21 protein-coding genes and 1 pseudogene are annotated in these 24761 nt (G+C 43.5%); 13 read left to right on the forward strand and 9 right to left on the reverse strand.

From position 1 onward, the window contains the following. From BCU75_RS15360 to BCU75_RS15390, 7 genes and pseudogenes are all read right to left on the reverse strand, one after another. Positions 1-146, reverse strand: a pseudogene (locus BCU75_RS15360) (IS3 family transposase); the annotation flags it as partial. 246 nt (positions 147-392) lie between these two features. Then, positions 393-575: a hypothetical protein gene (locus tag BCU75_RS15365; RefSeq protein WP_076679233.1), complete on the reverse strand. Its 183-nt coding sequence runs from the start codon at positions 573-575 to the stop codon at positions 393-395. Positions 576-754: 179 nt separating this feature from the next. Further along, positions 755-2320 carry a M91 family zinc metallopeptidase gene (locus BCU75_RS15370; RefSeq protein WP_372201795.1) on the reverse strand — a complete coding sequence of 522 codons (1566 nt, stop codon included), beginning with the start codon at positions 2318-2320 and terminating at the stop codon, positions 755-757. A gap of 58 nt (positions 2321-2378) precedes the next feature. Continuing rightward, positions 2379-4658 carry a hypothetical protein gene (locus BCU75_RS15375; protein WP_102474351.1) on the reverse strand — a complete coding sequence of 760 codons (2280 nt, stop codon included), beginning with the start codon at positions 4656-4658 and terminating at the stop codon, positions 2379-2381. Between the two features lie 187 nt (positions 4659-4845). Further along, positions 4846-6318, reverse strand: coding sequence for an aerolysin family beta-barrel pore-forming toxin (locus BCU75_RS15380; RefSeq protein WP_102474352.1), 1473 nt, complete (start codon positions 6316-6318; stop codon positions 4846-4848). A gap of 426 nt (positions 6319-6744) precedes the next feature. Then, a complete protein-coding gene (locus tag BCU75_RS15385; RefSeq protein WP_076679229.1) occupies positions 6745-7506 on the reverse strand; it encodes a YdcF family protein in 762 nt (253 codons plus the stop codon). Between the two features lie 367 nt (positions 7507-7873). Continuing rightward, positions 7874-8758 (reverse strand): LysR family transcriptional regulator, encoded by an 885-nt coding sequence (locus tag BCU75_RS15390; protein ID WP_102465558.1) that lies wholly within the window; start codon positions 8756-8758, stop codon positions 7874-7876. A 132-nt stretch (positions 8759-8890) separates the two neighbouring features. Between BCU75_RS15390 and BCU75_RS15395 the strand changes: the two genes are divergently transcribed. Together BCU75_RS15395 and BCU75_RS15400 are read left to right on the forward strand one after the other, a co-directional pair. After that, positions 8891-9901 (forward strand): aldo/keto reductase, encoded by a 1011-nt coding sequence (locus BCU75_RS15395; protein ID WP_102474353.1) that lies wholly within the window; start codon positions 8891-8893, stop codon positions 9899-9901. A 9-nt stretch (positions 9902-9910) separates the two neighbouring features. Further along, positions 9911-10303 (forward strand): GlcG/HbpS family heme-binding protein, encoded by a 393-nt coding sequence (locus BCU75_RS15400; RefSeq protein WP_102465563.1) that lies wholly within the window; start codon positions 9911-9913, stop codon positions 10301-10303. Between the two features lie 123 nt (positions 10304-10426). On the opposite strand, the gene BCU75_RS15405 is transcribed toward BCU75_RS15400, so the two are convergent. Together BCU75_RS15405 and BCU75_RS15410 are read right to left on the reverse strand one after the other, a co-directional pair. After that, positions 10427-11800, reverse strand: a complete 1374-nt coding sequence (locus BCU75_RS15405) for an L-cystine transporter (protein ID WP_076679225.1) — start codon at positions 11798-11800, stop codon at positions 10427-10429. A gap of 184 nt (positions 11801-11984) precedes the next feature. After that, positions 11985-12680 (reverse strand): NAD-dependent epimerase/dehydratase family protein, encoded by a 696-nt coding sequence (locus tag BCU75_RS15410; RefSeq protein WP_102465565.1) that lies wholly within the window; start codon positions 12678-12680, stop codon positions 11985-11987. 714 nt (positions 12681-13394) lie between these two features. Here BCU75_RS15410 and BCU75_RS15415 point away from each other — a divergent pair. The 11 genes from BCU75_RS15415 (at position 13395) to nikA (ending at position 24722) form a co-directional block, all read left to right on the forward strand. After that, positions 13395-14006 (forward strand): flavin reductase family protein, encoded by a 612-nt coding sequence (locus BCU75_RS15415; RefSeq protein ID WP_102474354.1) that lies wholly within the window; start codon positions 13395-13397, stop codon positions 14004-14006. Between the two features lie 44 nt (positions 14007-14050). Continuing rightward, the gene (gene cobT / locus BCU75_RS15420) at positions 14051-15106 is read left to right on the forward strand and encodes a nicotinate-nucleotide--dimethylbenzimidazole phosphoribosyltransferase (protein ID WP_102474355.1); all 1056 of its coding nucleotides are present in this window, start codon (positions 14051-14053) and stop codon (positions 15104-15106) included. Then, positions 15106-15912 carry an adenosylcobinamide-GDP ribazoletransferase gene (locus tag BCU75_RS15425; protein ID WP_102474356.1) on the forward strand — a complete coding sequence of 269 codons (807 nt, stop codon included), beginning with the start codon at positions 15106-15108 and terminating at the stop codon, positions 15910-15912. The genes cobT and BCU75_RS15425 overlap by 1 nt, the downstream gene beginning before the upstream one ends. Positions 15913-15921: 9 nt before the next feature. Then, positions 15922-16524: a bifunctional adenosylcobinamide kinase/adenosylcobinamide-phosphate guanylyltransferase gene (gene cobU / locus BCU75_RS15430; protein ID WP_102474357.1), complete on the forward strand. Its 603-nt coding sequence runs from the start codon at positions 15922-15924 to the stop codon at positions 16522-16524. A gap of 9 nt (positions 16525-16533) precedes the next feature. Next, positions 16534-17151 carry an alpha-ribazole phosphatase family protein gene (gene cobC / locus BCU75_RS15435; RefSeq protein WP_102474358.1) on the forward strand — a complete coding sequence of 206 codons (618 nt, stop codon included), beginning with the start codon at positions 16534-16536 and terminating at the stop codon, positions 17149-17151. Positions 17152-17297: 146 nt separating this feature from the next. Continuing rightward, positions 17298-19094 carry a M3 family oligoendopeptidase gene (locus tag BCU75_RS15440; protein WP_102474359.1) on the forward strand — a complete coding sequence of 599 codons (1797 nt, stop codon included), beginning with the start codon at positions 17298-17300 and terminating at the stop codon, positions 19092-19094. Between the two features lie 268 nt (positions 19095-19362). After that, complete coding sequence (locus BCU75_RS15445) at positions 19363-20391, forward strand: succinylglutamate desuccinylase (RefSeq protein ID WP_102474360.1); 1029 nt, start codon at positions 19363-19365, stop codon at positions 20389-20391. 133 nt (positions 20392-20524) lie between these two features. Continuing rightward, complete coding sequence (gene btuC / locus BCU75_RS15450; protein ID WP_102474361.1) at positions 20525-21520, forward strand: vitamin B12 ABC transporter permease BtuC; 996 nt, start codon at positions 20525-20527, stop codon at positions 21518-21520. Beyond that, positions 21507-22262 carry a vitamin B12 ABC transporter ATP-binding protein BtuD gene (btuD, locus tag BCU75_RS15455; RefSeq protein WP_102474362.1) on the forward strand — a complete coding sequence of 252 codons (756 nt, stop codon included), beginning with the start codon at positions 21507-21509 and terminating at the stop codon, positions 22260-22262. The genes btuC and btuD overlap by 14 nt, the downstream gene beginning before the upstream one ends. A gap of 281 nt (positions 22263-22543) precedes the next feature. After that, on the forward strand, positions 22544-22831 hold the full coding sequence (locus BCU75_RS15460; RefSeq protein ID WP_277868918.1) for a DUF2607 family protein: 288 nt from the start codon (positions 22544-22546) through the stop codon (positions 22829-22831). A 304-nt stretch (positions 22832-23135) separates the two neighbouring features. Then, positions 23136-24722, forward strand: a complete 1587-nt coding sequence (gene nikA / locus BCU75_RS15465) for a nickel ABC transporter substrate-binding protein (RefSeq protein WP_157933912.1) — start codon at positions 23136-23138, stop codon at positions 24720-24722. The last annotated feature ends 39 nt before the right edge of the window (positions 24723-24761 follow it).

Consider the following 24761-nt stretch of genomic DNA (forward strand, 5'->3'; position numbering starts at 1 on the left):
GTCGAACGACCTTGTATGCCGTAAATTGATTGGGCTTGTTTATAGGTCATGTCGCCTTTTTCAATGGCGTCTACAACCTGCAATTTAAAGCCTAGTGTGTAATCACGCTGAGTGCGCTTAACGTAGTGTTTATTTGGAATGGTCATCATTAGTCCTCAATGTGTAAACACATTCCAGGACGGGACAAAGAAGTATTAAAAGCCCCGATGTGTCTTACATCGGGGCTTTTTCAATGTTGGCAACTGCATAGAATTATTTACGGGCTCATCTGAACCGGTCGTGTCTCTCTATATTTGAGAAATAATTCATTGCCAGTGCCTCGCTTACGACCGCTTTACTGGTAAGTAGCTAAGTAGCTAAGTAGGTAAGTTACCTACTAAGACTTTGGCTAGCTAATCGGCAACAATGTCTGCGATGTCGAAAGTTGAGTCTTGTTGGCTGTTTTTAAGTTGATGATATTCGAGCTGATATTGCTCATAGCCATCAAAATAGCAGTCGCCGATTTCATTGCGTGGGCAAATTTGTACATCGTCTCTTGCGACCAGTTCAGTTGAACAAGATGGGCAGTGTTTCATAGATCCTCCTGATGGAATCCCAGTGTATAACCGGCCCTATTAACTCAAACTTTTGTTTCGTTGTGATTTCACTTTTAAGTCAAGTAGCGGGTTTATTTGTCATAAACCCGCTACTTGTTGCTGTGCTTGGCCACAGAAAGGAGCAGCGATATAAGGTGCTTCGAGTTCGACAATGCTGTTTATTGGATGCTACATATATTGAAGCGAGAGCGGCTACCTCCACCTAACATTTTTACATTCTCTTTGTTACTAAGTGCCTTCCAGGCAGTACTTTCTGCCGCACTGAGGTTTGAAGGTTGGTAATCTAAGTTAGCGTATCTGGATACAACCACTTGTTTATCCATGCTTTCAGATAGGCTATCGATTACATTAGTTGTCACTTTTCCATCGGAGTAGGCCATGACCAAAACTTCATTATTTTCTTCAAGCGCTGAGACTAATGTGCTTTCATTGTCTTTGCTGTATTGAACATCACTGTAACCTTGCTCTGAGCCTGCTCGTTTGCCTGAAATTGAACGATAAAGAAGGCTCTTTTTACGTTTCTTTAAGCAGCTAAGTGGGGTCTCATTCTGCTTGCTATAAATATTGACCACTTTAATATCGTTTTGAGCAGCGTATTTCAGAATTGAACTTTGGTTTCCGAGTCCTCTGCGTGTCAGCGCTGGTGAATTTTGCAAGCTTTGAGATAAGCGTTGTTCGGTAGCATCAACGATAACAATCGCAGGTTTGTTACCTTCACTTAACGATTTCTTTAGTGCTTGTCTAACTTCGATATGTGCCATTTTTCCTTCTACAGTATCCCAGTTCGGTGCATGCTGAGGTGTTGCGGATGGTCTTGTTTCAAGCGTATATGGCTTGTAGTCGTAGTGTTCTTTCGGCCAATAAGTATTTCTTTTTGCTTTTCCCAAATCGTCAGCTAAATGAAATTCACTCACGATCTTTTCATTTTTTAAATACGCTTTAGGTTTTTCTTGTCTTAGCGCTTTCCATTGGAAGTACATCTCTTCACGAAGGTTGATGACTGCCTGCCTGGCACTACTGATTTCTGTAACGGGATCTCGACCGTGTTCAGCATTGTTGTAGTGAGTAATTCCTGTGGTCTGATATTCATAATTTGGAATCACATACTCTGTCGCTTTATTGGTGTCTGGGTGTCGGTGAGACAGAGGCGCATTGCCTTGAGGGACGGCACCAGAAGAGAAGTCTCTCGCGTGTATGAGCTCATGTCCTAATGCGACAGTTTGATCAAACGGTGTCTCTGTTCCTGGAATATTGACCATCTCCGTGGTGGAGAAGTAAACCGTATTCGAGACCCCCTTACCATTAAACTGTCGCTGCCAAGCTAGCGAAGCCTTTTGTTGATCTTTAAATATAGAGGGTATCGTCTCAAAGAGTCTTCCTGGTCCTTCTGGTTCTCTTATCACAGTGACAACCGCAGCATTAGAGTGGTCGATCCCTATTGTATGTTCAATTAATGGTTCAACACCGTCGTGAGGCGCATTGACCGGAACGTAGGTAGCGATTTGTCGTAAAATTTCTCGTCCAGTTTGTGACAGCTGTAGCTTGCGGACTAACACGCTTATATCTGCAAGGTATGCGTCACTCTTTGTTTGTACGTAGAGGTTTCTAGACATGCGATAAAGTTTACCGTGGGTGTCTGAGTTGTACCCAGCAATCACTTTTACGCCGTCCGGAGCATCATAAAAGAGGCCGAATTCTGAGCCTTTTCCAGCATATACATTCATTGGGTCAACAAGCAAAAAAAGCATTGAAAGAGTTAAGATAACCTTAGTTTTCATTGGCTTATTCCTCTAATGCGATTTGTAATTCAATCCAATCTTCGAGTTCTTTGAGGAGCAGATGGTTGATATGTGGAAGCATGGTCAGTTCTTCTTGTTTAATGATTAACCCAAGCTGCCCAATTGCAGACTCGAGATCTCCTTGGCTCAACGCTATTTTTATATTCGCGAGTTGGGCCCAGAGGGCATGTGAAGATACATAGCCTACTTGTTGTTCCAGTTCATCTTGATGCTCATCGGAAAGGTAGCTCAGGTGCAGAGGGGAAAGCGTGCTGTTGAACAGTTGATGTTGACTGTTAGGCGATACATTGACTTCTGACTGCTGATGTTGTGCGATTTGAAGGTAGAGAGAAAGATCGCCTAATAAATATTGAAGTTGGTTGGCATTCGTCGTCTTCATTGCCTTTTCAATGATGCTTTCAATAGCGCTTTGAAAATTTTGATCAAAGTTAGTGCTTGGCTGCGACATCACTTCATCGAGTATATCGGCCATTTGGGGAGCATAAAATCTAAGGTCTCCTGCAGCATAAACGCTCGGATAGGGCACTGAATAGTTCAGTGAACGAAGATAAGACATCGATATAGCGAGCTCAAATTGAGGTTGAATGAAATGTCTAAAAATTTCGTATTGTTTGATTTGACTTAACACTCCACCGCTTGGTCGCTCTGTTAGCAGCAGTTCATACCAACGGCTAATCTGATACCAGTTTGTACGATTTTCGGGGTTTGAACCGTCGATTCCTTTGCTTTCTAGATAATTCATTAAAGACGTTTGGTAGCTAAGAATCTCGATGTCAGTTAGCAAGGATAATTGCTGCTCAAACACCTGATTAGAGAACTGGCCGGATATGTAGGCGTCAGCTGTATTCATTAGTTGCTCTCTAAATAAGCCAGCAGGCCATCCCGAGGTCACTCTCGACGCTGTATAATAATCGACATTAAACTCTACTCTTTTTGTTAATACTCTGGACAGCTCAGGGTCTTTTTTCGGGTGATAGGTATCGTACAATGCGCCAGAGTTTTTACACGCATCTATAGAAGCTTGAATACCGCCTGGGGCAATGGAAGGAACACCCCAGCAAGTTCTTGCGGGGCGAACTTCTACAGTTGCTGTTCTGAGTTGTTCCTCGCTCAGGTAATCGATATCCCACATTTCTTTGGCATACTCTCTCAGACCGCTTTGTCGCGCTTGGATCTGCAAGTTGCTTCGGTTGATCGTGCTATGGGTGATCATGTTAAAAACGTGGGGTTTTGCCCTGTCGTTTACTCGCTTGATTAAGTTTTGTCGGTGCTCGGCTAGCCGACGTAAAGCAATGTCGACAAGTTCTCTTTTCTTTGTGTGTATCGCCAAAGCAAGTTCGTGATACTCATTAGCATTCAATTTATTAATGAGATCATCAATTCGATCTGGTCCATGATTGCGAACGCAGCTTTTGAGTTCTGCCTGTGGTTTAAATCGGCCTTGGCATAAAGGTTTGTATAAGCTTGAATCAACAAAGACGTGTCCTAGCGATTTTAATAGCTCTAGGTCGATTCGTGCCATTTGCTTAGATATCTGCCTGTCATACGCTGAAGCTAACCGGCGATACTCAGCGTCGGCTTCAAGAAGTAGGTGATCGATATACATTGAGGCAGAGTGCTTCACATGATTGTCGTATTTATTAATCAGTGAGATTGCATCTTGTTTTTTATGATGGAAACGAGAAAATTTTGATGAGTGGTTGGTAAACACGTAGTGCGATTGGTTTTCAAATTCGGTGATTTTTTCTTTGGCTGCGAAGTACTTAATGTCATTCGATAATAGGTTTAGCTCATCACCAACTAGAGGAATGAGAGAGAAAATAGAAGCCGCTTTGTCGAGTCGAGTAGAGGATTCCTCAGAAAATGTTTGGACCATGTTGTCAACCCAAAAGCCAACTGCGACTGCATCTCCGATTGGCCCTAAGACTTCCAACGTCGAAGAACCAGCCTGACCTAGTCGGTTTATTAGGCCTTCTTGGCTTAACGAGCTTTCGAATGTCTGCGGGACATTAGCCAACGCTTTTTCTGTTTGTGGCCATGCTGATGCGAAAGATTGCGCGTGCCCACTGTGTTCAAGTTCGCCTAACGCAGTACCAAAATCTGGCTCTGCATAAAGCTCATTTTGAGACCATAAAGAAGCACGGTCATTGTTTATTGTGTCTAGTGATTGGGTATCCTGAACTCCGTCGCTTAAGCAAAGTGCGGCTGATAAAGGACTATATACGATAGCTGTGAGCCACCATAAATCGTTTTTCTTGGTCATATTCAAATACTAGTTTTTTTATCGCAGTTAGATGAATAGCACTCTTCGATTAGCTTTTTACTGACAACAAAGAGATCAGTGTAGGCATAAGTGGCGAATAGGTGCTTTGGCTTTCTTTGGGTTTGTCATCAACAAAAAAGCTCACCACCAGAGTGATGAGCTTAGATAGGGGGAAATGTGAGTTTGTTTACTGCTGTACAGGGTTAATCATAAGTTCAGCATCTTCATATCCCAGCTGTGCGAGGGTTTCAGAATCAAAGTCAGTAACCACCTGAACATCGCCGGCATAATAGGTTTTATGATTATTCAGTGCGGTCATCGCATCGAATGAACCTACAGAGTGCTGTTCACCGATATCGATCAGGCCTGAATATTGAGACTCAGCACTGAATTGACCTGATACGTGAGTGTAAAACGGACGTAAGCTAGCTCCTGCGGCATATTGCATGCTGCTCAATCCATTGGTGTTGATTGCCCAACTCCAATCCCACCATTTCATTTCTCCAGGAATATAACGGTGATCCCATTGGTAACGGATATTCGCTTGTTCTTCAGTGTTGGTTCCCATTGTGAAGGTGTGAGAAATCGTCGGACGATTTGTCGGATGACTGCTGAGCGCGTTTCCGCTATGACGAAGGAAACCAGTAAAGTTAACGTTGTAACTCATGTTGGCTTTGATGCGGTAAGGATAAGAGATGGTAGAGCGTAAGAACTCTACTTGAAAGGGCAGTACTGATTTCGCAGGAACCGTAATGATAGCTTGCAGTTCGCTCAGTTCAGAACGAGATCCATTATTGGTATCAGAAAAACGCTGTTCTTGCTCTAAAAGTACTCGTACTTCCGTTTTACCAACTTGTGGCCATTTAAAGTTATCAGAAAGGAGCACCGAATCGGCAAGATCAAAGCTATTGGTTTTTTGCCAACGAGTTGATTGCTCAAACTCAAGGTCAACGATGATCTGCTTAGGCTTATTACTTTCATTAATTGCGTAGGCAGAAACGGTTTTAATCAGTTCCTGAGCTGGCTCTAAAATCGTGCCGTGCGAAAATACTTCGCTGTCTAGGGTGTAAGAGAAATTATCGACTGTGATTGTCGTTTTCTCATTACAACGCATGCCACTGCAGTTCCCGTCGTTATTCCCTTTTATCTCCCAACCGTCGTTGAGCTGTTTAATTGACATGTCTTGACCGACATAACGGGCGTTGTTACCACCTACCCATGCAAAACCAAGATTGTGAGCTAAGTAACTTAGTGGCCTGATAAAGTTTCCGTTGTCGTTGACTAAAGCGCTTTGAACCTCAAGGTTGTCGCTCTCTTGAATAGCTTGTTCATCGTAATAAGGGAGGCCCGCATCTGGCGAGTTTGGATAGCACCAAGTGTTGTCATTTGCTTGCCCTTGTTTGATGAGTCCGTGATAGCCAGAGCCCATAATCTCCCAATTGTCCTGAAGGCCGACAATGTCCCACACGTTCATGCGAGAAATAAGAGCCGTTTTATGTTCTTGAGCCTCAAACTTATTAAGTGGGCGATAGTCTGAACGACAACTATCGTCACCGAGTTTATCTAAGACGACCTGGTCAGAGTAAATCTTTGAATGAGCCGTAAAAGCTATTAAAGAGAGGGCAGCGCTGAATAGTATGGTTTTACTGACGTTAAGCATGAATAATTTCCTAAATGCCATTTTCTGGCTATTTTTATTTGAAGCGATTGTTAGATTATATTTATATTATTTTGAAGCCGAGAGCCCCTAGCGGTGTGTACTCTGTCATATAAAACAATGCCAAAAATACTGAATTAAATTGAAATAAATTCCTTATTATTATCAGTTGGTTACAGTAATGGTTTTATTATTTTATTGATGGATATCTATGTAGGTGTTCATTCGGTATAAAGGCTTACTTAAACCCTAAATAGATAAGAGGTTGGAGATAAAAAATGAAGGGCAGTGAGAGGGTAAGATAGAAGTACTTTGCAGTTACTTTGAACTAAAAAATGCAACAAACAACCGTTCGATTGCTGCTGCATTTTGTTTGTAAACTGGAGCTAACTTAGCTGCCGATAATCTTCTGAGCTTCCAAGCAAGTGATTAAGCATCGCCTGGCTTTTCTCGCTTACTGTTCCAACCCATAAAGTTGTAGATGTTGTAACGAGCAAAGCCTATCTGTTCATGCAAAGCAAAATCTGTGACCGCAAAGTTGTACCATAGTGGCAGCCATGAAACTTGAGCCGCCATATAATCGGCTCTAACTGGAGTAACATTTAAGCCGAAGTGGTTGAAGTAGAGCTCGCTGCGACGAATATGCAGACCAGATGAAACTAACACAATGTTATCGAATTTATGATGCTTCATTAGGTCACTAGTAAGCTGTGCATTCTTCCAAGTGTTTACGCTATTTGGCTCTTGAATGATGTCACGCATCGGAACGCCAAGTCTCAGCAATTGTTGTTGATAAACTTCTGCTTCGGTGACACCGTTATTTTGTGCATCGCCACCACTGATGATCACTTTGCACGTGGTTTGTATTTTTGCACAATCTTTATATTGGCTTGCTGTTTCGCTGATTCGGCCAAAAGAGAAAAAGGCGGGTTCGAACTCTTGCGTGCTTTTAATTAACTGCGTTCCCGCACCCAGAAGAACAATGGCGTTATTGTCAGACCACTGGATATCAGGCTTATTTTCGTAATCGGCTTGTAGGTCGTTCAGTAAATAACGAGGAATTAAACCTGAGCCAATCAACGCAAATGACGATATAAGAACCAGAGATAAAAACAGAGAGGTTTTTCGCCACTGAAGTAAACGTGTAAAGCCAACGAATAGCAGAAGAAGTAATAATATAATAAAGCTCATGAGGATCCTGTTATCGAACTGGTGCCAAGATGATGTGACATACTGAAGCGGTGCATCATATATCAGTTATGTTAATCATTCATAGATAACTCATTGTATTATTGAACAAATGCACGATTTCTTTCTATCAAGAACAATCATCGATGAGAGCATTCGAAAAAATCGCTTTGTTATTGTTCGATAATCCCATTCTAAATATAGGTATATAAATCAAGAAAGTTACTTAAACCTTATTTCGTGTTATTTAATTTATCTGTTCATCGGTTTTCATTTCTTCAATTCGTTAACTCAGCTCTCATATTCTTAAACTACCAAATCTTCAAGCTCTCTAATTATCAAACTCTCCAGTTTTCAAGTTCTTAAATTATCAAGCTTTCAAGTTATCAAAGTAAGCCTGAACAAATTTAACGAACACTTGGTGTTTCTTTGCAGGATAAATAACTTGCGGATAGAAAAGGTAAATACTGTTGCCTTGTTGCTGGCATTCATCAGGCAGCACTCGCTCTAATTCTCCAAGCCCAACCTCTTTCGCAACGTAGTAACTTGCGATACGGATGATGCCACTGCCTAAAATGGCTTGTTGTTTGAGCAAGTGGTTGTCATTGCTTGAAAGCCAACCGGACACATCAATATTTGCCGATTTTAAAGGCCACTCGGTTTGGTGCAGCGTTGCTAAGCATTGATGGTCATTTAAGTCGTTGGCATTGTTGGGGCGGCCAAACTGCTCAAGATAGCCGGGAGTAGCAACCAAATCATGCTGATAACTAATCAAGTGTTTCGCCACCATGTTGTCTGGTGGGGTATTGGTTGCACGAAACGCGAGATCGATATCATCTTGGTTGAGGTTAAAGTTGGTGTAGCTGCTGTTTATCTCAAAACGGATTTCTGGATATTGCTGCCTAAACCGTTGGCAGATATCGAATAGATATACCTCAGTAAACATCTTTGGCGCAGTGAGGCGTAATAGACCTTTTACGATGTCGTGTTGCTCTGAAACGCTGCGTTCAAGCTGTAAGACTTGCGAGCGAATCGTTAAGCCTTGTTGTAACGCGCGTTCGCCTTCTTGGGTTAAACGAACACTGCGTGTGGTTCTGACCAAAAGCGGGCATTGTAAGTCGTTTTCTAAACGTTTGATCTGCTCAGAAAGGTAGCTCTTAGAGATACCGAGCTTTTCGGCTGCCTTGGTAAAGTTGAGTTGCTGAGCAAGTTCTACAAACAGGATCAGTCGTTCAATTCTTTTGTGTTCGTTCATTCGCGCATTCCTACTAATCTATTGTTCGCCATATCAAACAATCATTTCGTAACTAGCATATTCTGTTTTTTTAAAAGAACAATATGATAGAGACATATTTCTGGTCAGCAAATCTTCTAAGCGAGAATCGATATGACGAACAGCATTGAATCTACAAACAAAACGAATGATCAAAAGAGTATCCCATTATCAAACCATCTACCGAATGTTGGGCAAGTTGCCTATGGTTGCATGGGCTTAGGTGGTGGATGGAATGATAATCCAGTAAATAGTGCGGATGTTGCTCAAACACGAAGCGTAATCGATACGGCATTAGAATCAGGTATTAATTTATTCGACCATGCGGATATCTATACCTTCAGAAAAGCCGAGCAAGCCTTTGGTCAAGCATTACAACAAGCGCCTGAGTTGCGTGAACAGATGTTCATTCAATCTAAGTGCGGGATTCGTTTTGAAGGCGAGGGTAATGTTGGTCGTTATGATTTTTCGGTAGATTGGGTAAGCCAATCGGTGGAAGGTATTCTGAACCGATTGAATACTGAAAAGCTCGACGTGTTGCTTCTGCATCGTCCTGATCCTTTGATGGAGCTTGATGAGTTAGCAAGAGCGTTAGAGAACTTGAAAGCACAAGGTAAGGTCGATTTCTTTGGTGTGTCGAACATGAACAGCCATCAAATTCAGTACCTGCAATCTGCGCTCGGGCAACCCATCGTCGCAAATCAAGTTGAGATGAGCTTAGCCAAACTCGATTGGTTGAATGATGGGGTGATGATTAACTCGCAAGGGCATTATCAATCAGATTTCGCCGCGGGCACACTAGAACATTGCCAAATGAATAACATCCAATTGCAAGCTTGGGGCTGTTTGGCACAAGGCCGATTTGCTGATCAAGGTTTGTATTCAGAACATGAAAACGTGAAAAAGACGGCGCACTACGTGGCTCAGTTAGCGAACCAATATGGCGTAGAAAGTGAAGCGATTGTGCTGGCATTTTTGCTTCGTCACCCTGCTCGTATCCAACCTGTTATTGGCACCACAAACCTAGAGCGAATCAAAGCTTCGGCAAGAGCGACTCAGATAAACTTGTCTCGTGAAGAGTGGTACAACCTTTACGTGTACTCACGTGGTCAAGCACTGCCATAAGGAATGAACATGTTGAATCAAAAGATCGCCCAACAACTCGTGTCTAACGCTCTCGACATTGCCGACCGTAATCAACAAGCAATTGCGGTGAGCGTGTGTGATACGCACGGTGAGTTACTGGCGTTTATTCGCATGGATAATGTGAGCGTACAAGCCGGGTTGTTAGCACAGAACAAAGCTTACACGTCTGCAAGAGACAGACAGCCAAGCGGTAACTTAGGCGCTTGGGCGAGAGAAACCGGTAAAGACTTAAGTTACTGGACCGACTCAAAGATCACTGGCTTTAAAGGCGGTGTTCCCATTGAGATAAAGGGGCAGGTGATTGGCGCAATTGGCATCAGCGGATTGAGTGAAGATGACGATGAAGCGCTCGCCGAAAAAGTGATTCAACGAGTGCTCTGAGCTATGTTGTTTGTGAAGTAACAGAAGTTAGAAACGATAGACAATTAAAAACCGATGCATGTGCATCGGTTTTTTTGCTTATTCATACTAAGAGCTATAATCACTCTTCGATAGGAAGTCGAATTAAGCGCTTGCTTGTTCCAGATCTTGTTGCTTGTCTTTCTTACCCAATAGGCGACTGGTAATGGTACCGGCTGTCATTGCACCAGATACGTTAAGCGCAGTACGAGCCATATCAATAAGGGGTTCGATAGAGATAAGTAGTGCTGCAATAGTCACTGGAAGCCCCATCGCTGGCAGCACGATAAGTGCCGCGAACGTTGCACCGCCACCTACGCCGGCAATACCGAATGAGCTCACTGTAATGATAGCAATTAGAGACAGAATGAAGTTGATGTCCATTGGATCGATACCAACCGTAGGCGCAACCATGACGGCTAGCATTGCAGGGTAGATACCCGCACAACCATTCTGACCAATCGTCGCACCGAAAGTTGCAGACAGGTTAGCAATCGCTGGTGGCACATTTAGCTTAGTGATTTGAGCTTCAACGTTCAGTGGAATCGTTGCAGCAGAGCTACGCGAAGTGAAAGCGAACGTTAGGACAGGCCAGATTTTTTGGAAGTATTCTTTCGGGTTTACACCAACAAAAGAAACCAACACACCGTGAACGACGAACATCAGGATAATAGCTACGTAAGAAGCGACGATGAAACCGAGTAGGCTCAGGATGTCTGAAGCACTTGATGTTGCGACTACTTTCGCCATTAACGCAGCGATGCCGTATGGCGTGAGTGCCATGATCATCTTAACCAAGCGCATAACGATAGATTGAGCAGCGTCAACGAAAGTACGGATCGGTGATTCTAGCTCTTCTTTCTCAGCCATTACTTTACGGGCAGCAATACCTGTTAGCACACCGAAGATAACAACCGCGATGATTGAAGTAGAACGAGCTCCGGTTAGATCTGCAAACGGGTTAGTCGGAATGAAACTAACCAGCATTTGTGGAATGGTTAGGTCTGAAACACTCCCCATGCGGCTTTCTAGTGTTGCAATACGAGCGGTTTCACGAGCGCCCTCTGTTAAGCCTTCAGCCGAAAGACCGAATGCTTGAGCCACTGCAATACCAACAATCGCAGAGATCGCTGTTGTTGCCAGTAATACTGAAATAGTGATACCAGAAATCTTGCCCAATGAGCCGCCTTTTTCAAGCTTCACTACAGCTGCAATCATTGAAACCAAGACTAATGGCATGATTACCATCTTAAGCAATCCAACGTAACCACGACCAACGATGTTTACCCAGTCTAGTGTCTCTTTGATGATGGGATTGCCTTCACCAAATAACAGCTGTAGGCCAAGGCCAAACGCACTACCAAATATTAAACCGAGTAAAACAAGGCGAGAAAGTGTGTTTTCTTTTTTCTGCTGTCCGTAGAGAAAAAAGAGGATACCAGTGAATACCGCTAAGGCAGCGATAGCTGAAAATGACATTTGTTTTCCTTATGAATAACGCTAAATCAATTAAGCACCTGGATGTATAGGTGTCAGTACTGCTGCTAAAATAACGTTCTGTTACAAAACGTAAAATAAGGAAAAGTAATTTGTTAGAACGATTAGTAATATCTACTCAATGGCATGAGTGGATATTCAACATTTTGATGAATAGGTGAGCTTTTTAGCGATATTTTGCCAATAAATTGAGCATGTCACTTGACGAGTAAATTTCGGTATTTTTAAAATTATTTTCGAATAATCGGAACAACATTGCCTTCGCTACATCTTCCGCTTGAATAGGACGCAGGTTTTTGAATTGACCAAACATAAAGGGAGAGACTAAAGGAAAGATGCTTTGCAGAAGTTTTTCATCGGCTCTTGGTTCATCACGTTCACCAACCAGCGGCCCCGGACGTGCGATGAAAAGCTGCTTGAAGCCAATACGTTTTAAGTTTTGCTCCATTTGCCCTTTGCAGCGAAGGTAGTGTGAATAAGAATCTGGTGAAGCGCCATAACTCGAAACGACGGCAACGCGTTGTACCCCAAGAAACTTCATTGACTGTGCAACCTGGCTAACCAATTCAACATCGACTTTGCGAAGTGCTTCTTTTGATCCTGCCTTTTTCTTAGTCGTACCTAAGCAGATAACGCCAAGTTTAGGCGTCGCATTCGAGTCATCCCAACTCGTGACTTGCAGGTCACTATGAATGAGTGTGTGGAGTTTATTGGAATCAAACTGTGCATTAAGTGATTTTCTTGATAGCGCATAAATACTGTCGACCGCAGGCTCATCAATGAGCTGCCTCATCACATGATGGCCAATTAACCCTGTCGCGCCAGCCACCACAACTGATGTTTTATCTCCAGAAATGCTCATTCTAATCCCTTATTCGCTCTACAAGTGCTTGTTTAATATAAACAGTGTTTGAATTTTAAGCGAATAAAAATTTTTTATACGAGTGGTCAGTTAAGAGGTGGGTTGGTGATAGGTTAGTTGTGTTGAAGGCATGTACTTAACTTGCTGCAAACATTCGTAAGGTGCTAGAGGTAACAAAGCCCGCTGGGCGACGGGCTTTGCTACTTACTTTGCTGCTTATTAGGTGAAGGATAGTGGGATTTTCCTTACCTTTTTGCTAGTTTTCTTACTTGATTTATTTGGTTTTCTTTTACTTGTGTTCGGTATCATTACACCTCCTAAATCTTAGTTTGTTCATTTATTTCTAGTAGTCGACTATTTGATGCTAAGTGAGGGCTATCACTTTGTTCTTCTTACTTAACTTACTTAACTTACTTTGTTTCTAACTTAACAATGGAGAGAGATTGAAAAGTTATCTGCTTAACTTACTAAAGGAGAGGTTAGTAGGTTACTTTATATAAAGCATAATCGATGCCAAAACGTAAGTTACTGATAAATCTATTATCAGCACTATAGGAGTTTGAAGGTTCGTCAATTTGATTGTCAATTTGAGAAAAAACCAGTGTGATCTGTTTAAATTAAGAACACTCTCTACGGTTTCTGTTGATTAGGCATAGATACAGCATTGCTTAACACGTAAACTGAGTCGTAATTCACATAGACCAAGGACGTGCTATGAACCTCAAGCTTGATACTCTTGCTCCTACTCAGATTTATCACCTGATGACACAAACTGTTGTGCCTAGGCCTATTGCATGGGCATTGACGGAATCTTCTGAACAAGAGTACAACCTAGCGCCTTTCTCTTATTTCACGCCAGTTTCCAGTAATCCGCCGCTACTGATGTTATCGGTCGGGAAGAAACCGTCTGGCGAAATCAAAGATACCACTCGTAACGCCCTAGAAACGGGTAAGCTAGTGATTCACATTGCTTCTTCAAGTTCTGCCGAAACAATGACAGCAACAGCAGCCACTCTCGATCATGGTGATTCTGAAGTCACCGCGAATAATATTGAACTGGTTGAATTTGAAGGCTTTTCTTTACCGAGAGTAAAAGAGTGCGCGGTCGCTTTTGGCTGCATCTTATACGAAGTAAAAGAAGTTGGAGAGGTGCCGCAAAGCTTGATATTTGCTCAAGTTGAAACCGTGTACATTTCCGAAGATGTGATCGATAAAGAGAGTGAACGTCTTAAGGTTGATGCGTTGGCATTGGACCCACTGTCTCGACTTGGTGGCGGTGAATACGCGACGCTTTCTAATGTGTTCTCTGTTGCTCGCCCAAAATAGCCAATCCTAAATTAACGTACCCAGAATAAGCGTTTTTAAAAACTATGTTAGATACCCAATACTCACAGTACATCCAACACCGAATTGACCAAAAAACTAAGCCGCTCGGTGCGCTTGGCTTACTAGAAAAAGTCGCTCATCAATTGGCATTGATTCAGAGCCAAGGCAAAGAAGCTGCGGTTGAACACATCGAATTGAATAAGCCAAGTATCATCATTTTTGCTGGCGACCATGGCATAGCAGATGAAGGCGTGAGTATTGCTCCAAGTGCTGTAACACAACAAATGGTGTTGAATTTCTTACAGGGCGGCGCGGCCATTAATTGTTTCTGTACCGTAAATGATATTGATATCACTGTCGTAGATACTGGTATTTTGTTACCTGTGGAATCTGATAGCCCGATGTTGATCTCTCAGCGCTTGGGTACGCGAACCAATAACTTTGCCAATGAAGCGGCAATGAGTTTAGAAACGGTTGAACGTGGGATTGAACTGGGTACAGAGCTTGTATCTAGAACCATTTCGAATGGTACCAATATCATCATGTTTGGTGAGATGGGGATCGGCAATACCAGTAGCGCTTCAGCGATTTTAAGTGCGTTAGCAAATCGCAGTGCAACGGAGTGTGTTGGCCTAGGAACCGGCATTAACAGTGAGCAACTGGAACGTAAGAAAGCGGTTGTGGAACAAGGTGTTGCTCGTTGCAAAGGTTTAGAGCTTAAAGAAGTTAAAGAGCTTAAAGATATTAAAGAGGTACTAGCTCAAGTGGGTGGCTATGAAATTGTTCAAATGGTGGGGGGCTTCCTTGGCGCTTACCAGAACAGAACTCCAATATTAGTCGATGGTTTTATCGTATCGGTTGCAGCGTATGTCGCGACTTTAATTGAACCGAGTTGCCGTGATTACATGATCTTCGCACATCGCTCTGAAGAGTCAGGGCACAAAATTCTATTAGAACTGCTAGACGCTGAGCCACTGCTCGATCTTGGATTGAGATTAGGCGAGGGCACGGGTGCTGCGCTAGCTATGCCAATAATTCGTGTGGCAGCCGAGTTTTATAACAACATGGCGAGCTTCGAAAGTGCTGGAGTCACGGTTTAATGAGTGATGTGCCAGAAAGATCATTGAAAGATCGAGTCACTTATCAGTGGCAGCTGTTTGCGCTGGCGATGGGCTTCTTCTCCCGTTTGCCAATGCCAAAGAATACGCCCTATTCATCGGAGCGAATGAATCGTTCTGGTCGCTACTTTTCAACGGTTGGTTTGTTACTTGGTGTTCTGTGTAGCGGTGTGTTCTTGCTACTTGATGCCATATTACCGAGTGTAGTGGCGATCTTTTTGATGATGAGTTTTAGCTTGATGCTCACTGGTGCTTTTCATGAAGACGGCTTAACCGATATGGCGGATGGTATTGGCGGCGGCATGACCTTAGAACGCCGTTTGACCATTATGAAAGACAGCCGAATTGGCACTTATGGCGCGTCTGCACTGGTTATGGCTCTGCTTGGAAAGTGGGTGCTATTGAATGAACTGGTCAACATGACTGCTTTGTTTATGGTTATCGTGACCAGTTATACCTTTAGCCGTGCAATTGCTGCGTCACTTATCTATGACATGCCCTATGTCAGCGATTTAGATACCAGTAAAAGTAAGCCATTGGCCAACAAGCAAACCAAGGGCGAACTTGTCTTTTTACTAATTATTGGTGTGCTGCCAAGCTTATGGTTCGGTCTTGAATTCGCTTTGGTTTTATCTGTCGTCGCATTTCTGTTTAGAGCAGGTTTCAAAAAGTGGTTAATGGCTCGAATTGGCGGCTTTACTGGCGACTGCTTGGGTGCGGCTCAACAGTTGATGGAGTTACTGACTTACCTTGTGTTCATTACTGCTATTTACAATGGCTTTCTATAACGGCTTCCTATGACAAACACGAATCAAATTAATCAAGCAAGTCAGCGAAACAGCCATCTGGTATTGGGTGGGGCACGTTCTGGTAAGTCCAGTTTTGCAGAGCAACAAGCATTATGTGCGCTTGAAGCATGTTCAAATGGGCGCCTTAACTATATTGCGACGGCCACGTATTTAGACGATGAAATGCGAGAACGAATCGCGCACCATCAACAACGTCGTGGCGAGCAGTGGATTGAGCATGAAGTCCCTGTTGAGTTAGCCGAAAAACTGCAGTCTTTTGATCAAGATGATGTCGTGCTGATTGATTGCCTAACCTTGTGGTTGAACAACATTATTTTTGAACTGGGTGATGATGCAACCAATGAACAAGTCGAAGCTGTGGTTGAAATCTTGGTCAAAAATGTCGAGCAAAGCCCGGCGCAAATTATCATGGTCTCTAACGAAGTCGGTTTAGGCGTGGTGCCACTGGGTAAAGTGTCGCGCTTGTTTGTCGACAATGCGGGGCGCATGAATCAAGCGCTAGCTAGCGTTGTTGAACGCGTCACACTGGTCGCTGCCGGATTGCCGCTGCACTTAAAACCATCTAATCACTCGCTTAATACTCAAGGTTAGGTTGCACACATGGTCAATGGAACAACCAAAAATATCTATTTGCTGAGGCATGGCAAGGTTGAAGGGAAAGCTGCATTGAATGGTTTATCTGACGTGTTGGTGAACCCAAGCATTCAGCAGCAAATTAGTGAAGCATTGGTTCAGCTCGATGTCTCTTTTGATGGTGTTATTACCTCACCATTGAGACGATGTAGCGATTTAGCAAACCTGTATGCACAGCGTATGTCGGTGCCTCTATCTGTTGCACCAGATTTCCAAGAAATGAACTTTGGTGAGGTTGACGGGGTCGCGTTTGATGAACTTGAAGACAAGTGGGCGATGTTAGACACTTTCTGGCAAGACCCCGCAAATCATCAATTAACTGGCGCAGAAAGTTTACAGAGCTTCCACGACAGAATAACTCAAGCTTGGTCGAAACTTTTGAATGATCCAAGTGATAATCTATTGTTAGTTACTCATGGTGGGGTAATTCGAATGTTATTGGCGTATTGCCTTGATATTGATTGGAAAAACCCGAGCTTGTACTCAAAGTTATCGATTGAGAATGCGTCGATAACCCATATTCAAGTTACTCAGTTTGCGCAGAGCTTTATCAGCGTAAAATCGATAGGGCTGTCTGTTCTCTGAGTGTTAAAAATACACAGTTTAAGAATTAACAATCTATTAGACGTGTAAAGAGAAATTGAAATAGAAAGATAAATAGAAAGTATAAAGCGGCGTTAACAGCCGCTATACCAGATTGGTATTACTACCTACGTGAAAGGAATTTAGTCATGACAACACCGAGTTGGGATCTAAGCATTGCTTATCGCGATCTTAATGATGCAAAAATCGAACAGGACATTGAACTCATTCAACAGTGTATTGAGCTGTTGTACCTGCATGTTGAAAAGCGACACATCATTCTGGCAATGCAAAATGCAATCCAGACTTCAGAAGCGGCAGGCACGTTACTGAGCACGATCAACACCTTCGCTAATTGCCACGCATCGGTCGACGCGACACACACAGAAGCTAAAGCACTGCTTGGCCGTGTCGCGAAATTGAACTCTGAAATGTCTCAGGCATTTAGCCCTTACGAAGACTCGCTAATCCACGCAGAACCAGAATTTATTGATGCAGTATTAGAGCATGAGAGCGTGGACGTGGCAGGGCAACGTTTTGCTATTGAAAGCTCACGTAAGTTATCAAGCAGTCGACTCAGTGTTGCTGAAGAGCAGTTATTAGCGGCGATGAAGGTTGATGGGCGCGACGGATGGGGTCGTTTATACGATAACCTAACCGGTTCTTTAAAACTTTCGCTAAAGCTAGACGGTGAAGACGAAGCTCTAGGTTTCTCGCAAGCGGCGAGCCTGTTGTACGGCAGCGAATTCGACAAACAAGAACCGGCATGGCGCGCGGTTCAAGGTGCTATGAAAACGCATCAAGAGTCGTTTGCTTCGATCCTAAACGCATTGGCTGGATGGCGACTGACCGAAAATAAAAAGCGTTCAAAAATAAGCGATGTACATTTCCTAGATCCAAGCCTGCACGGCAGCCGCATTGTACCTGAAACGCTAGACACCATGATGTCGGTAGCGAAGGCAAATCGTGAAGTAGGCCAGAAAGCAGGTCTGTTGATGGCAAGAGTTCACGGGCTCGATGAAATGAAGCCTTGGAACCATTTAGCCGCGATGCCACCGCTGGGTGACAGCGAATCTAAGGTTTACCCATTTGATGAAGCGATCGAAGTGATTAAAATCGCCTTCGCTGAAGTAAATCCAGAGATGGCTGATTTTGTCGCATTAATGGTTGAGAACGGTTGGATTGATGCCGCACCAGCCGCCAACAAACGTCTAGGTGCGTACTGCACTAAATTTGCTGCGACACGCACGCCGCTTGTGTTCATGACATGGAGTGGCAGCCGCTCAGATCTGATGACATTAGCGCACGAGCTAGGCCACGCGTTCCACAACTGGGTGATGAAAGACATGCCGTTGTGTCAAACACGCTACCCAATGACGCTAGCAGAAACCGCTTCAATCTTTGCTGAAAACATCGTTCGTGACCACCTATTGAAGCAAGCGCAAACCCGCAATGAGAAACTTGAAATGCTATGGGAAGAGCTTTCTTCTTCACTTGCCTTGATGGTGAATATTCCTGTTCGCTTCGAATTTGAAAAAGCTTTCTACGAGCAGCGAGAAAAAGGTGAGCTAACGGCTCAGCAGTTGTGTGACTTGATGGAAACGACTTGGAAAGAGTGGTACGGCGATGCAATGACAGAAGCCGATCCTTACTTCTGGGCGAGCAAGCTGCACTTCAGCATCTCTCAAGTGAGCTTTTATAACTACCCATACCTGTTCGGTTATCTATTCAGTAAAGGTGTTTACGCTCAGCGTGATGCGAAAGGTGAGCAATTCTACGGCGATTACGTTTCGTTGCTTCGTGATACGGGCAGCATGATGGCGGAAGAAGTCGTTCAAAAGCACTTAGGAATGGACCTGACTCAAGCTGATTTTTGGCAACAAAGCATCGACATGGTCAAAGTTCAAATCGATGAATTTGAAAGATTGCTCGATCAGGAAGATTAATTGATCTCAATCTGTTCATGGCAGGTAAGAGCTGTGTTAGCTTACGTGGCTCTTATCTTGCTGATATAAACAGAGATAACCAAAAGTTGTTCTAAATAGAAAAAGCTATCTGGAACAGATGTCGGTTACTAAAGTCAGCAGGTAATATAAAAATATATGGGTAGTATTTGTGAGTGATAACGGAGTTTCTATTGATAAGTGCGATCCTAGCGACACAATTTCTATGTACAATTTATTAACATACGGCCGTGCAATTAAGGAGTAGCGCATGACGAAGACCCTCTTTCGCCAATCATTTCTTTTTGACAGCCTAGATCTTGAACAAGAAATGGTTGCAGGACAGACCGTACTGAGTAACGGTGTTCAAATTAAGCTTCATCAACGCGGTGTATTGGAAGTGATTCCCGCGGAGTATAATTCTGAAACCAAGAACATCATTTTTTCAACCGGTGTTCATGGCGACGAAACTTCACCAATGGAGCTGATTGATAAGCTCATTGAGGATATTGAAACAGGCTTCCAAGTGGTGACAGCAAGATGTTTGTTTATCATTGCTCACCCAGAAGCAACCAACGCGCATACTCGTTTTCTTGATGTGAATATGAACCGTCTGTTTGATGAAAAACAGCACGAGAGTAATCGAGAAGTCGATATCGCGAAGAACCTGAAGTACTTGGTTACTGAGTTTTACAAAGACACTGTGCCGTCTACTCGTTGGCACTTAGATCTGCACTGTGCGATCCGTTTGTCTAAGCATTACTCTTTCGCCGTAAGCCCTAAGGTTCGCCACGAAGTTCGCAGTAAAGCCTTGTTCGACTTCATTAACAGCGCTCACGTTGAAGCTGTGTTGCTATCGAATGCGCCAACGAGTACTTTCAGTTGGTACAGCGCTGAAAACTTTGAAGCCCAAGCTCTGACAATGGAGTTAGGGCAGGTAGCAAGAATTGGCGAGAACCAGCTAGATAAGCTTACTGCTTTTGATTTAGCGATGCGTAACTTGATTGCTGAAGCCGAGCCTGAGCATCTACCTAAGCGAACCATCATGTATCGTGTGAGCCGCACTATTGTTCGCTTGCATGATGATTTCGATTTCATGTTCTCTGATTCTGTAGAGAACTTTACCGCGTTCAAGCACGGTGAAGTATTTGGTCATGATGGTGATAAGCCATTGATGGCGAAGAATGAAAACGAAGCCGTGGTATTCCCAAATCGCAACGTGGCCATTGGTCAACGAGCTGCCTTAATGGTGTGCGAAGTTGAAACACGATTCGACCACGGTCAGCTTGTGTACGATTAATACCTAGCTGGGTTTAAGCGACTAAAACAACCGCTCAACTGGTTGAAATATCAAGGTTCACATAACGGTGTGAGCCTTGAGTTTATTTAGGGATACAGGTAAGGTTACGCGAACAATTTCAAAGTAGCTTGATATGGATTTCCAACAACTTCTTCACCAAAAACAGCGCAAATGGACGCGAGCCATTTATCTGATGGCAGCACTGCTTGTCGCGCTGAGTGCAATTTATCTAATGGTTGGCGATCTCTTCATTTCCCCTCTGGGCTCCTTGTCCACGCTAGAACAAAAACTACTGATTGATTTACGCTTACCTCGACTATTGGCAGCTATTGCTATCGGGTCTGGGTTAGCTGTATCTGGCGCAAGCTTACAAGTTTTATTGGGTAACGTATTAGCAGAGCCAGGTGTGCTCGGCATTTCTGGTGGCGCAAGCTTGGCTATGGTGATCGTGCTGTTCTTCTTGCCGTTTGCCCCTACACCTGAATTGTTCATGATTGCTGCCGTTTTAGGTTCACTCTGTTTTACTGTAATTCTAGTTAGCATGGTAAAAACGATGCGACTCACCACCTCCAAGTTATTGCTGGTGGGCGTGGCGCTAGGTATTCTTTCTGGCGCGATGGTGACGTGGGCTTTCTACTTTAGTGATGACCTTAGTCTTCGTTTGCTGATGTATTGGTTGATGGGCAGTTTGGGTGGCGTTACTTGGTATCAACACTCGCTCACGTTGGTGATGATTCCCGTGATTATTTGGCTGTGCCTGCAAGGTAGTAAACTAGATAAGTTAATGATTGGCGAAACGCATGCTGCACAGTTAGGCGTGAACGTTCCAAGATTACGCTGGCGCTTGATCTTCGCTGTGTCTATTTTAGTCGGCTGCGCGGTTGCCTTAGGCGGCGTGATCAGCTTTGTTGGCTTGGTTGTGCCACACTTATTGCGTTTAGCGATTGGTACAGACAACCGATACCTTCTTCCTTTGTCTGCCGTTGCAGGTGCCGCGTTACTGGTGTTTGCTGACATTTGCGCGCGTACATTACTCGATTCTGCAGAGCTACCTTTGGGTGTGATGACTACCAGTATCGGTGCGCCTATCTTTATTTGGATGTTAATTAAAAATCATGATTCAAATTAAGAGCCTGAGCGTTGGCGCTCGTTTATTACCACTATCATTTGAGCTCAAGCAAGGGCAGGTGACCCACGTTATCGGCCCGAATGGCAGCGGTAAAAGTACCTTACTAGAAGCGATATCTGGCGTTGGTGATAGCTACAAAGGTGATATAAAGCTCGACGGGCAAGACTTATCAGCGTTGTCGTTACAAGACTTATCATTACATCGTGCTTATCTGTGTCAAAGCGCAAGGCCAGCCTTCAACTTGGAAGTGTTCCAATACCTTGCGTTGTCACTGCCAAGCTCCTCATACGGCCTTGATACTGAAATCAACGCAGCTTTGGAAGAGATAAGCCAGATGTTGGACATCACAGACAAACTTCATCGTTCAATTCAGACACTGTCTGGTGGTGAATGGCAACGCGTTCGTTTGGCGGGAATGTGCCTGCAAATTTGGCCGACACTTAACCCTTATGCAAAGCTGCTGATCCTCGATGAACCCGCAGCGCCATTGGATATTGCTCAAGAAGCGCTACTGTATAAGCTTATCGAACGAGTAGCAGAGAAGGGCATCGCTGTGATTATGGCAAACCATGATCTGAACCGCACCCTAAGACACGCAGACCAAGTACTGCTACTCGACAAAGGCGTACTTCAAGCGTCAGGTGCAGCTGATCAAGTGCTTACCCCTGAACAGCTAGAGTTAGTGTTCAACACTCAAGTAAAAAGCATCTCTGTTGATGGGCAAACTTATCTAGTCTTCTAACAGCACCATAGAAACTGTCTAAGAGAAAACCCTTTGAATAGGCACTGATTATTCAAAAGCTTCTTTCATAGTTCTTTCTATATCTCCTCGCACAGTCTTTTTCCAACAGCAAGAATTTATAAGCAAATATGGTCATGTGAACGGGTATCAATTTGTTACCGTTTTCATTTTATATAGTGATGAGAATGATTTTGATTAGTGATATTAATTTGATCTAGATACATAAATCACATATTTATCGGTGTTAACCTCACTAGAATTCTCTCAATAGGGCTTAAAGTCTGAACTTCCTCTCTCGCACTGCTAATCGCACATTATTGATTTTTGCGTTATTCATGCTTCCAATAAGCTTGAACGTATCGTCGATCGTGCACCAATTAGAAATGGGAGAAGAGGTACACGCGCAGCATCATTGCGCTGTTTACGACGCGGTACAAAGTGCCATTCACAGTGGTCATTTCCCTATTACCATCAGAACCCAAGCTCCGATATACAAAAAGCTCACGTTCTTGGTGGGTTCACTCTCTGCATATGAGCTGCCTCGTACACGTTCGCCTCCATACGTTTAACCTCAAAAGTATCGTGATCTAGTAGTCCACCTGCGTATGCATCTAATCGTCATGAAGATGTCTATGCATTGGGTGCCTGTGCGTGGCTTTTGTTGGCAACATGAATTGGGCAAATGCGCCAGTCTTGTTGTCACTGCACCGTGTAGGTTGAACGAACTCATCGCCAGATTTGTAACGACATTTTTACTGTTGAAATAAACAATAAGAAAAATGAATGCGTCACTAACTCTTGATGATATTTATCGTTATAGTACTATTAAATCTGTTAATCATAATAATTATCATTACCATTCAAGGTTTGTTTATGCCGTTTAAGAAAATTATCGCTGCTGTGGTCGTTGCTGCTTCTGCCGTTATTCCTGTTCAAAATGCGTTTGCTGATGAGAGTACTCTTACTTTTGCAAACTATCGTGATATCCGAGATTTAAACCCACATCTTTATGGCGGTGAGATCTTCGCGCAAAACCTTATCTTTGAAGGGCTAGTACACCTTGGAGAAAACGGTGTTCTTGAACCTTGGTTGGCGAAAAGCTGGAGCACTTCAGAAGATGGCAAAACGTATACATTTAAACTACGTGATGATGTCACCTTTTCTGATGGCAAGCCGTTCGATGCGAATGTCGTGAAAGCGAACTTCGATGCGCTGCTGGACAATGCGAACCGCCATACATGGCTTGAGTCTATCCGCCTTATGGTGGAAATTGAGAAAACAGGCAAAGAGAGTGTAAGGGTGGTAGATAACCACACAGTTCAAGTTGAATTTGCTGAATCATACTACCCATTCCTTGTTGAGCTTGGTGTAACTCGTCCGTTCCGTTTTCTTTCTCCTGAATGCTTTAAAGATGGTACTACCAAGAATGGCGCGAGTTGTTACGTAGGTACAGGTAGTTACGTGTTGACAGAAAACGTGGTTGATCAACGTGCGACGTTCGAGAGAAATGAAAGCTACTGGGGTGAAAAACCACAAGTTGATAAGATCGTGGCAAAGGTAATTCCAGACAATCAATCTCGCTTGCTTTCACTGCGTAGTGGCGAAATCGATATGGTTTATGGGCTACAACTTGTTAGCGCGCAGTCATACAAACAGTTTGAGAAAGACCCTCGTTTCGGAACTGAACTATCAGAGCCAGTTTCAACGCGTATGTTGATTTTGAACTCGACCAGCGAAAACCTAAGTGACACTCGTGTTCGTCAAGCATTGAGCCACCTAACCAACAAATCAATCATTGCAGATCGCATCATGTTGGGCCTAGAAAAACCAGCGGATACGCTACTTGCGCAGAACGTTCCTTACGCAAATATCGAACTGACACCATACCAATATGACGTTGCTCAAGCAGAGAAACTGCTAGACGAAGCGGGTTGGAAGAAAGACGGAAAGGCTCGTAAGTTAGATGGCAAACCATTTGAAATCACCCTTTCTTATGACAGTGACAAAGTGGTAGAGCGTACTATCGCGCAATACTTGCAAAGTGAATGGTCTAAGGTTGGCCTGAAGATGAATATTGTGGGTGAAGAAGAACAAGCGCACCGCGATCGTCTTAAACAAGGTGAGTTCGACTTGTCGTTCAATATTTCATGGGGCACGCCTTACGATCCTCAATCGTTCCTAGGTGGTATGCGTAAGCCAGTATATGGCGACTATGCAGCACAACAAGGTATCCCAGAAAAAGCTGAAATTGATAAAAATATCTTAGAGGCGCTTGAAGCAATTGATGAAACAGAACGCCAAACACATTACACGTATGTGCTAAAAACACTGCATGAACAAGCGATCTACATTCCAATCAGCTACGAGCAAAACCGAGCGGTATTCAACAAACGTGTAGAAGGTGTAGGCTTCAACCCGTCTCAGTTTGAAATTCCACTTCAACGTATGTCTGTAAAGTAAGAAATAGAGACTTATTGCCTGTTTCCTTTATCACTGACT

The sequence above is a fragment of the Vibrio splendidus genome (genome assembly GCF_002873455.1).
GTDB lineage: Bacteria > Pseudomonadota > Gammaproteobacteria > Enterobacterales > Vibrionaceae > Vibrio > Vibrio splendidus_J.

Excerpts from the sequence above, each read along its gene's own strand:
- BCU75_RS15410 (WP_102465565.1), bottom strand. The coding sequence starts at position 12,680 with ATGAGCATTTCTGGAGATAAAACATCAGTTGTGGTGGCTGGCGCGACA.
- BCU75_RS15415 (WP_102474354.1), top strand. The coding sequence starts at position 13,395 with ATGAACCTCAAGCTTGATACTCTTGCTCCTACTCAGATTTATCACCTG.
- btuD (WP_102474362.1), top strand. The coding sequence starts at position 21,507 with ATGATTCAAATTAAGAGCCTGAGCGTTGGCGCTCGTTTATTACCACTA.
- BCU75_RS15440 (WP_102474359.1), top strand. The coding sequence starts at position 17,298 with ATGACAACACCGAGTTGGGATCTAAGCATTGCTTATCGCGATCTTAAT.
- cobU (WP_102474357.1), top strand. The coding sequence starts at position 15,922 with ATGACAAACACGAATCAAATTAATCAAGCAAGTCAGCGAAACAGCCAT.
- BCU75_RS15405 (WP_076679225.1), bottom strand. The coding sequence starts at position 11,800 with ATGTCATTTTCAGCTATCGCTGCCTTAGCGGTATTCACTGGTATCCTC.
- btuC (WP_102474361.1), top strand. The coding sequence starts at position 20,525 with ATGGATTTCCAACAACTTCTTCACCAAAAACAGCGCAAATGGACGCGA.
- BCU75_RS15425 (WP_102474356.1), top strand. The coding sequence starts at position 15,106 with ATGAGTGATGTGCCAGAAAGATCATTGAAAGATCGAGTCACTTATCAG.
- BCU75_RS15445 (WP_102474360.1), top strand. The coding sequence starts at position 19,363 with ATGACGAAGACCCTCTTTCGCCAATCATTTCTTTTTGACAGCCTAGAT.
- cobC (WP_102474358.1), top strand. The coding sequence starts at position 16,534 with ATGGTCAATGGAACAACCAAAAATATCTATTTGCTGAGGCATGGCAAG.
- nikA (WP_157933912.1), top strand. The coding sequence starts at position 23,136 with ATGCCGTTTAAGAAAATTATCGCTGCTGTGGTCGTTGCTGCTTCTGCC.
- BCU75_RS15395 (WP_102474353.1), top strand. The coding sequence starts at position 8,891 with ATGACGAACAGCATTGAATCTACAAACAAAACGAATGATCAAAAGAGT.
- BCU75_RS15385 (WP_076679229.1), bottom strand. The coding sequence starts at position 7,506 with ATGAGCTTTATTATATTATTACTTCTTCTGCTATTCGTTGGCTTTACA.
- BCU75_RS15380 (WP_102474352.1), bottom strand. The coding sequence starts at position 6,318 with ATGCTTAACGTCAGTAAAACCATACTATTCAGCGCTGCCCTCTCTTTA.
- cobT (WP_102474355.1), top strand. The coding sequence starts at position 14,051 with ATGTTAGATACCCAATACTCACAGTACATCCAACACCGAATTGACCAA.
- BCU75_RS15400 (WP_102465563.1), top strand. The coding sequence starts at position 9,911 with ATGTTGAATCAAAAGATCGCCCAACAACTCGTGTCTAACGCTCTCGAC.
- BCU75_RS15365 (WP_076679233.1), bottom strand. The coding sequence starts at position 575 with ATGAAACACTGCCCATCTTGTTCAACTGAACTGGTCGCAAGAGACGAT.
- BCU75_RS15390 (WP_102465558.1), bottom strand. The coding sequence starts at position 8,758 with ATGAACGAACACAAAAGAATTGAACGACTGATCCTGTTTGTAGAACTT.
- BCU75_RS15370 (WP_372201795.1), bottom strand. The coding sequence starts at position 2,320 with ATGAATGTATATGCTGGAAAAGGCTCAGAATTCGGCCTCTTTTATGAT.
- BCU75_RS15375 (WP_102474351.1), bottom strand. The coding sequence starts at position 4,658 with ATGACCAAGAAAAACGATTTATGGTGGCTCACAGCTATCGTATATAGT.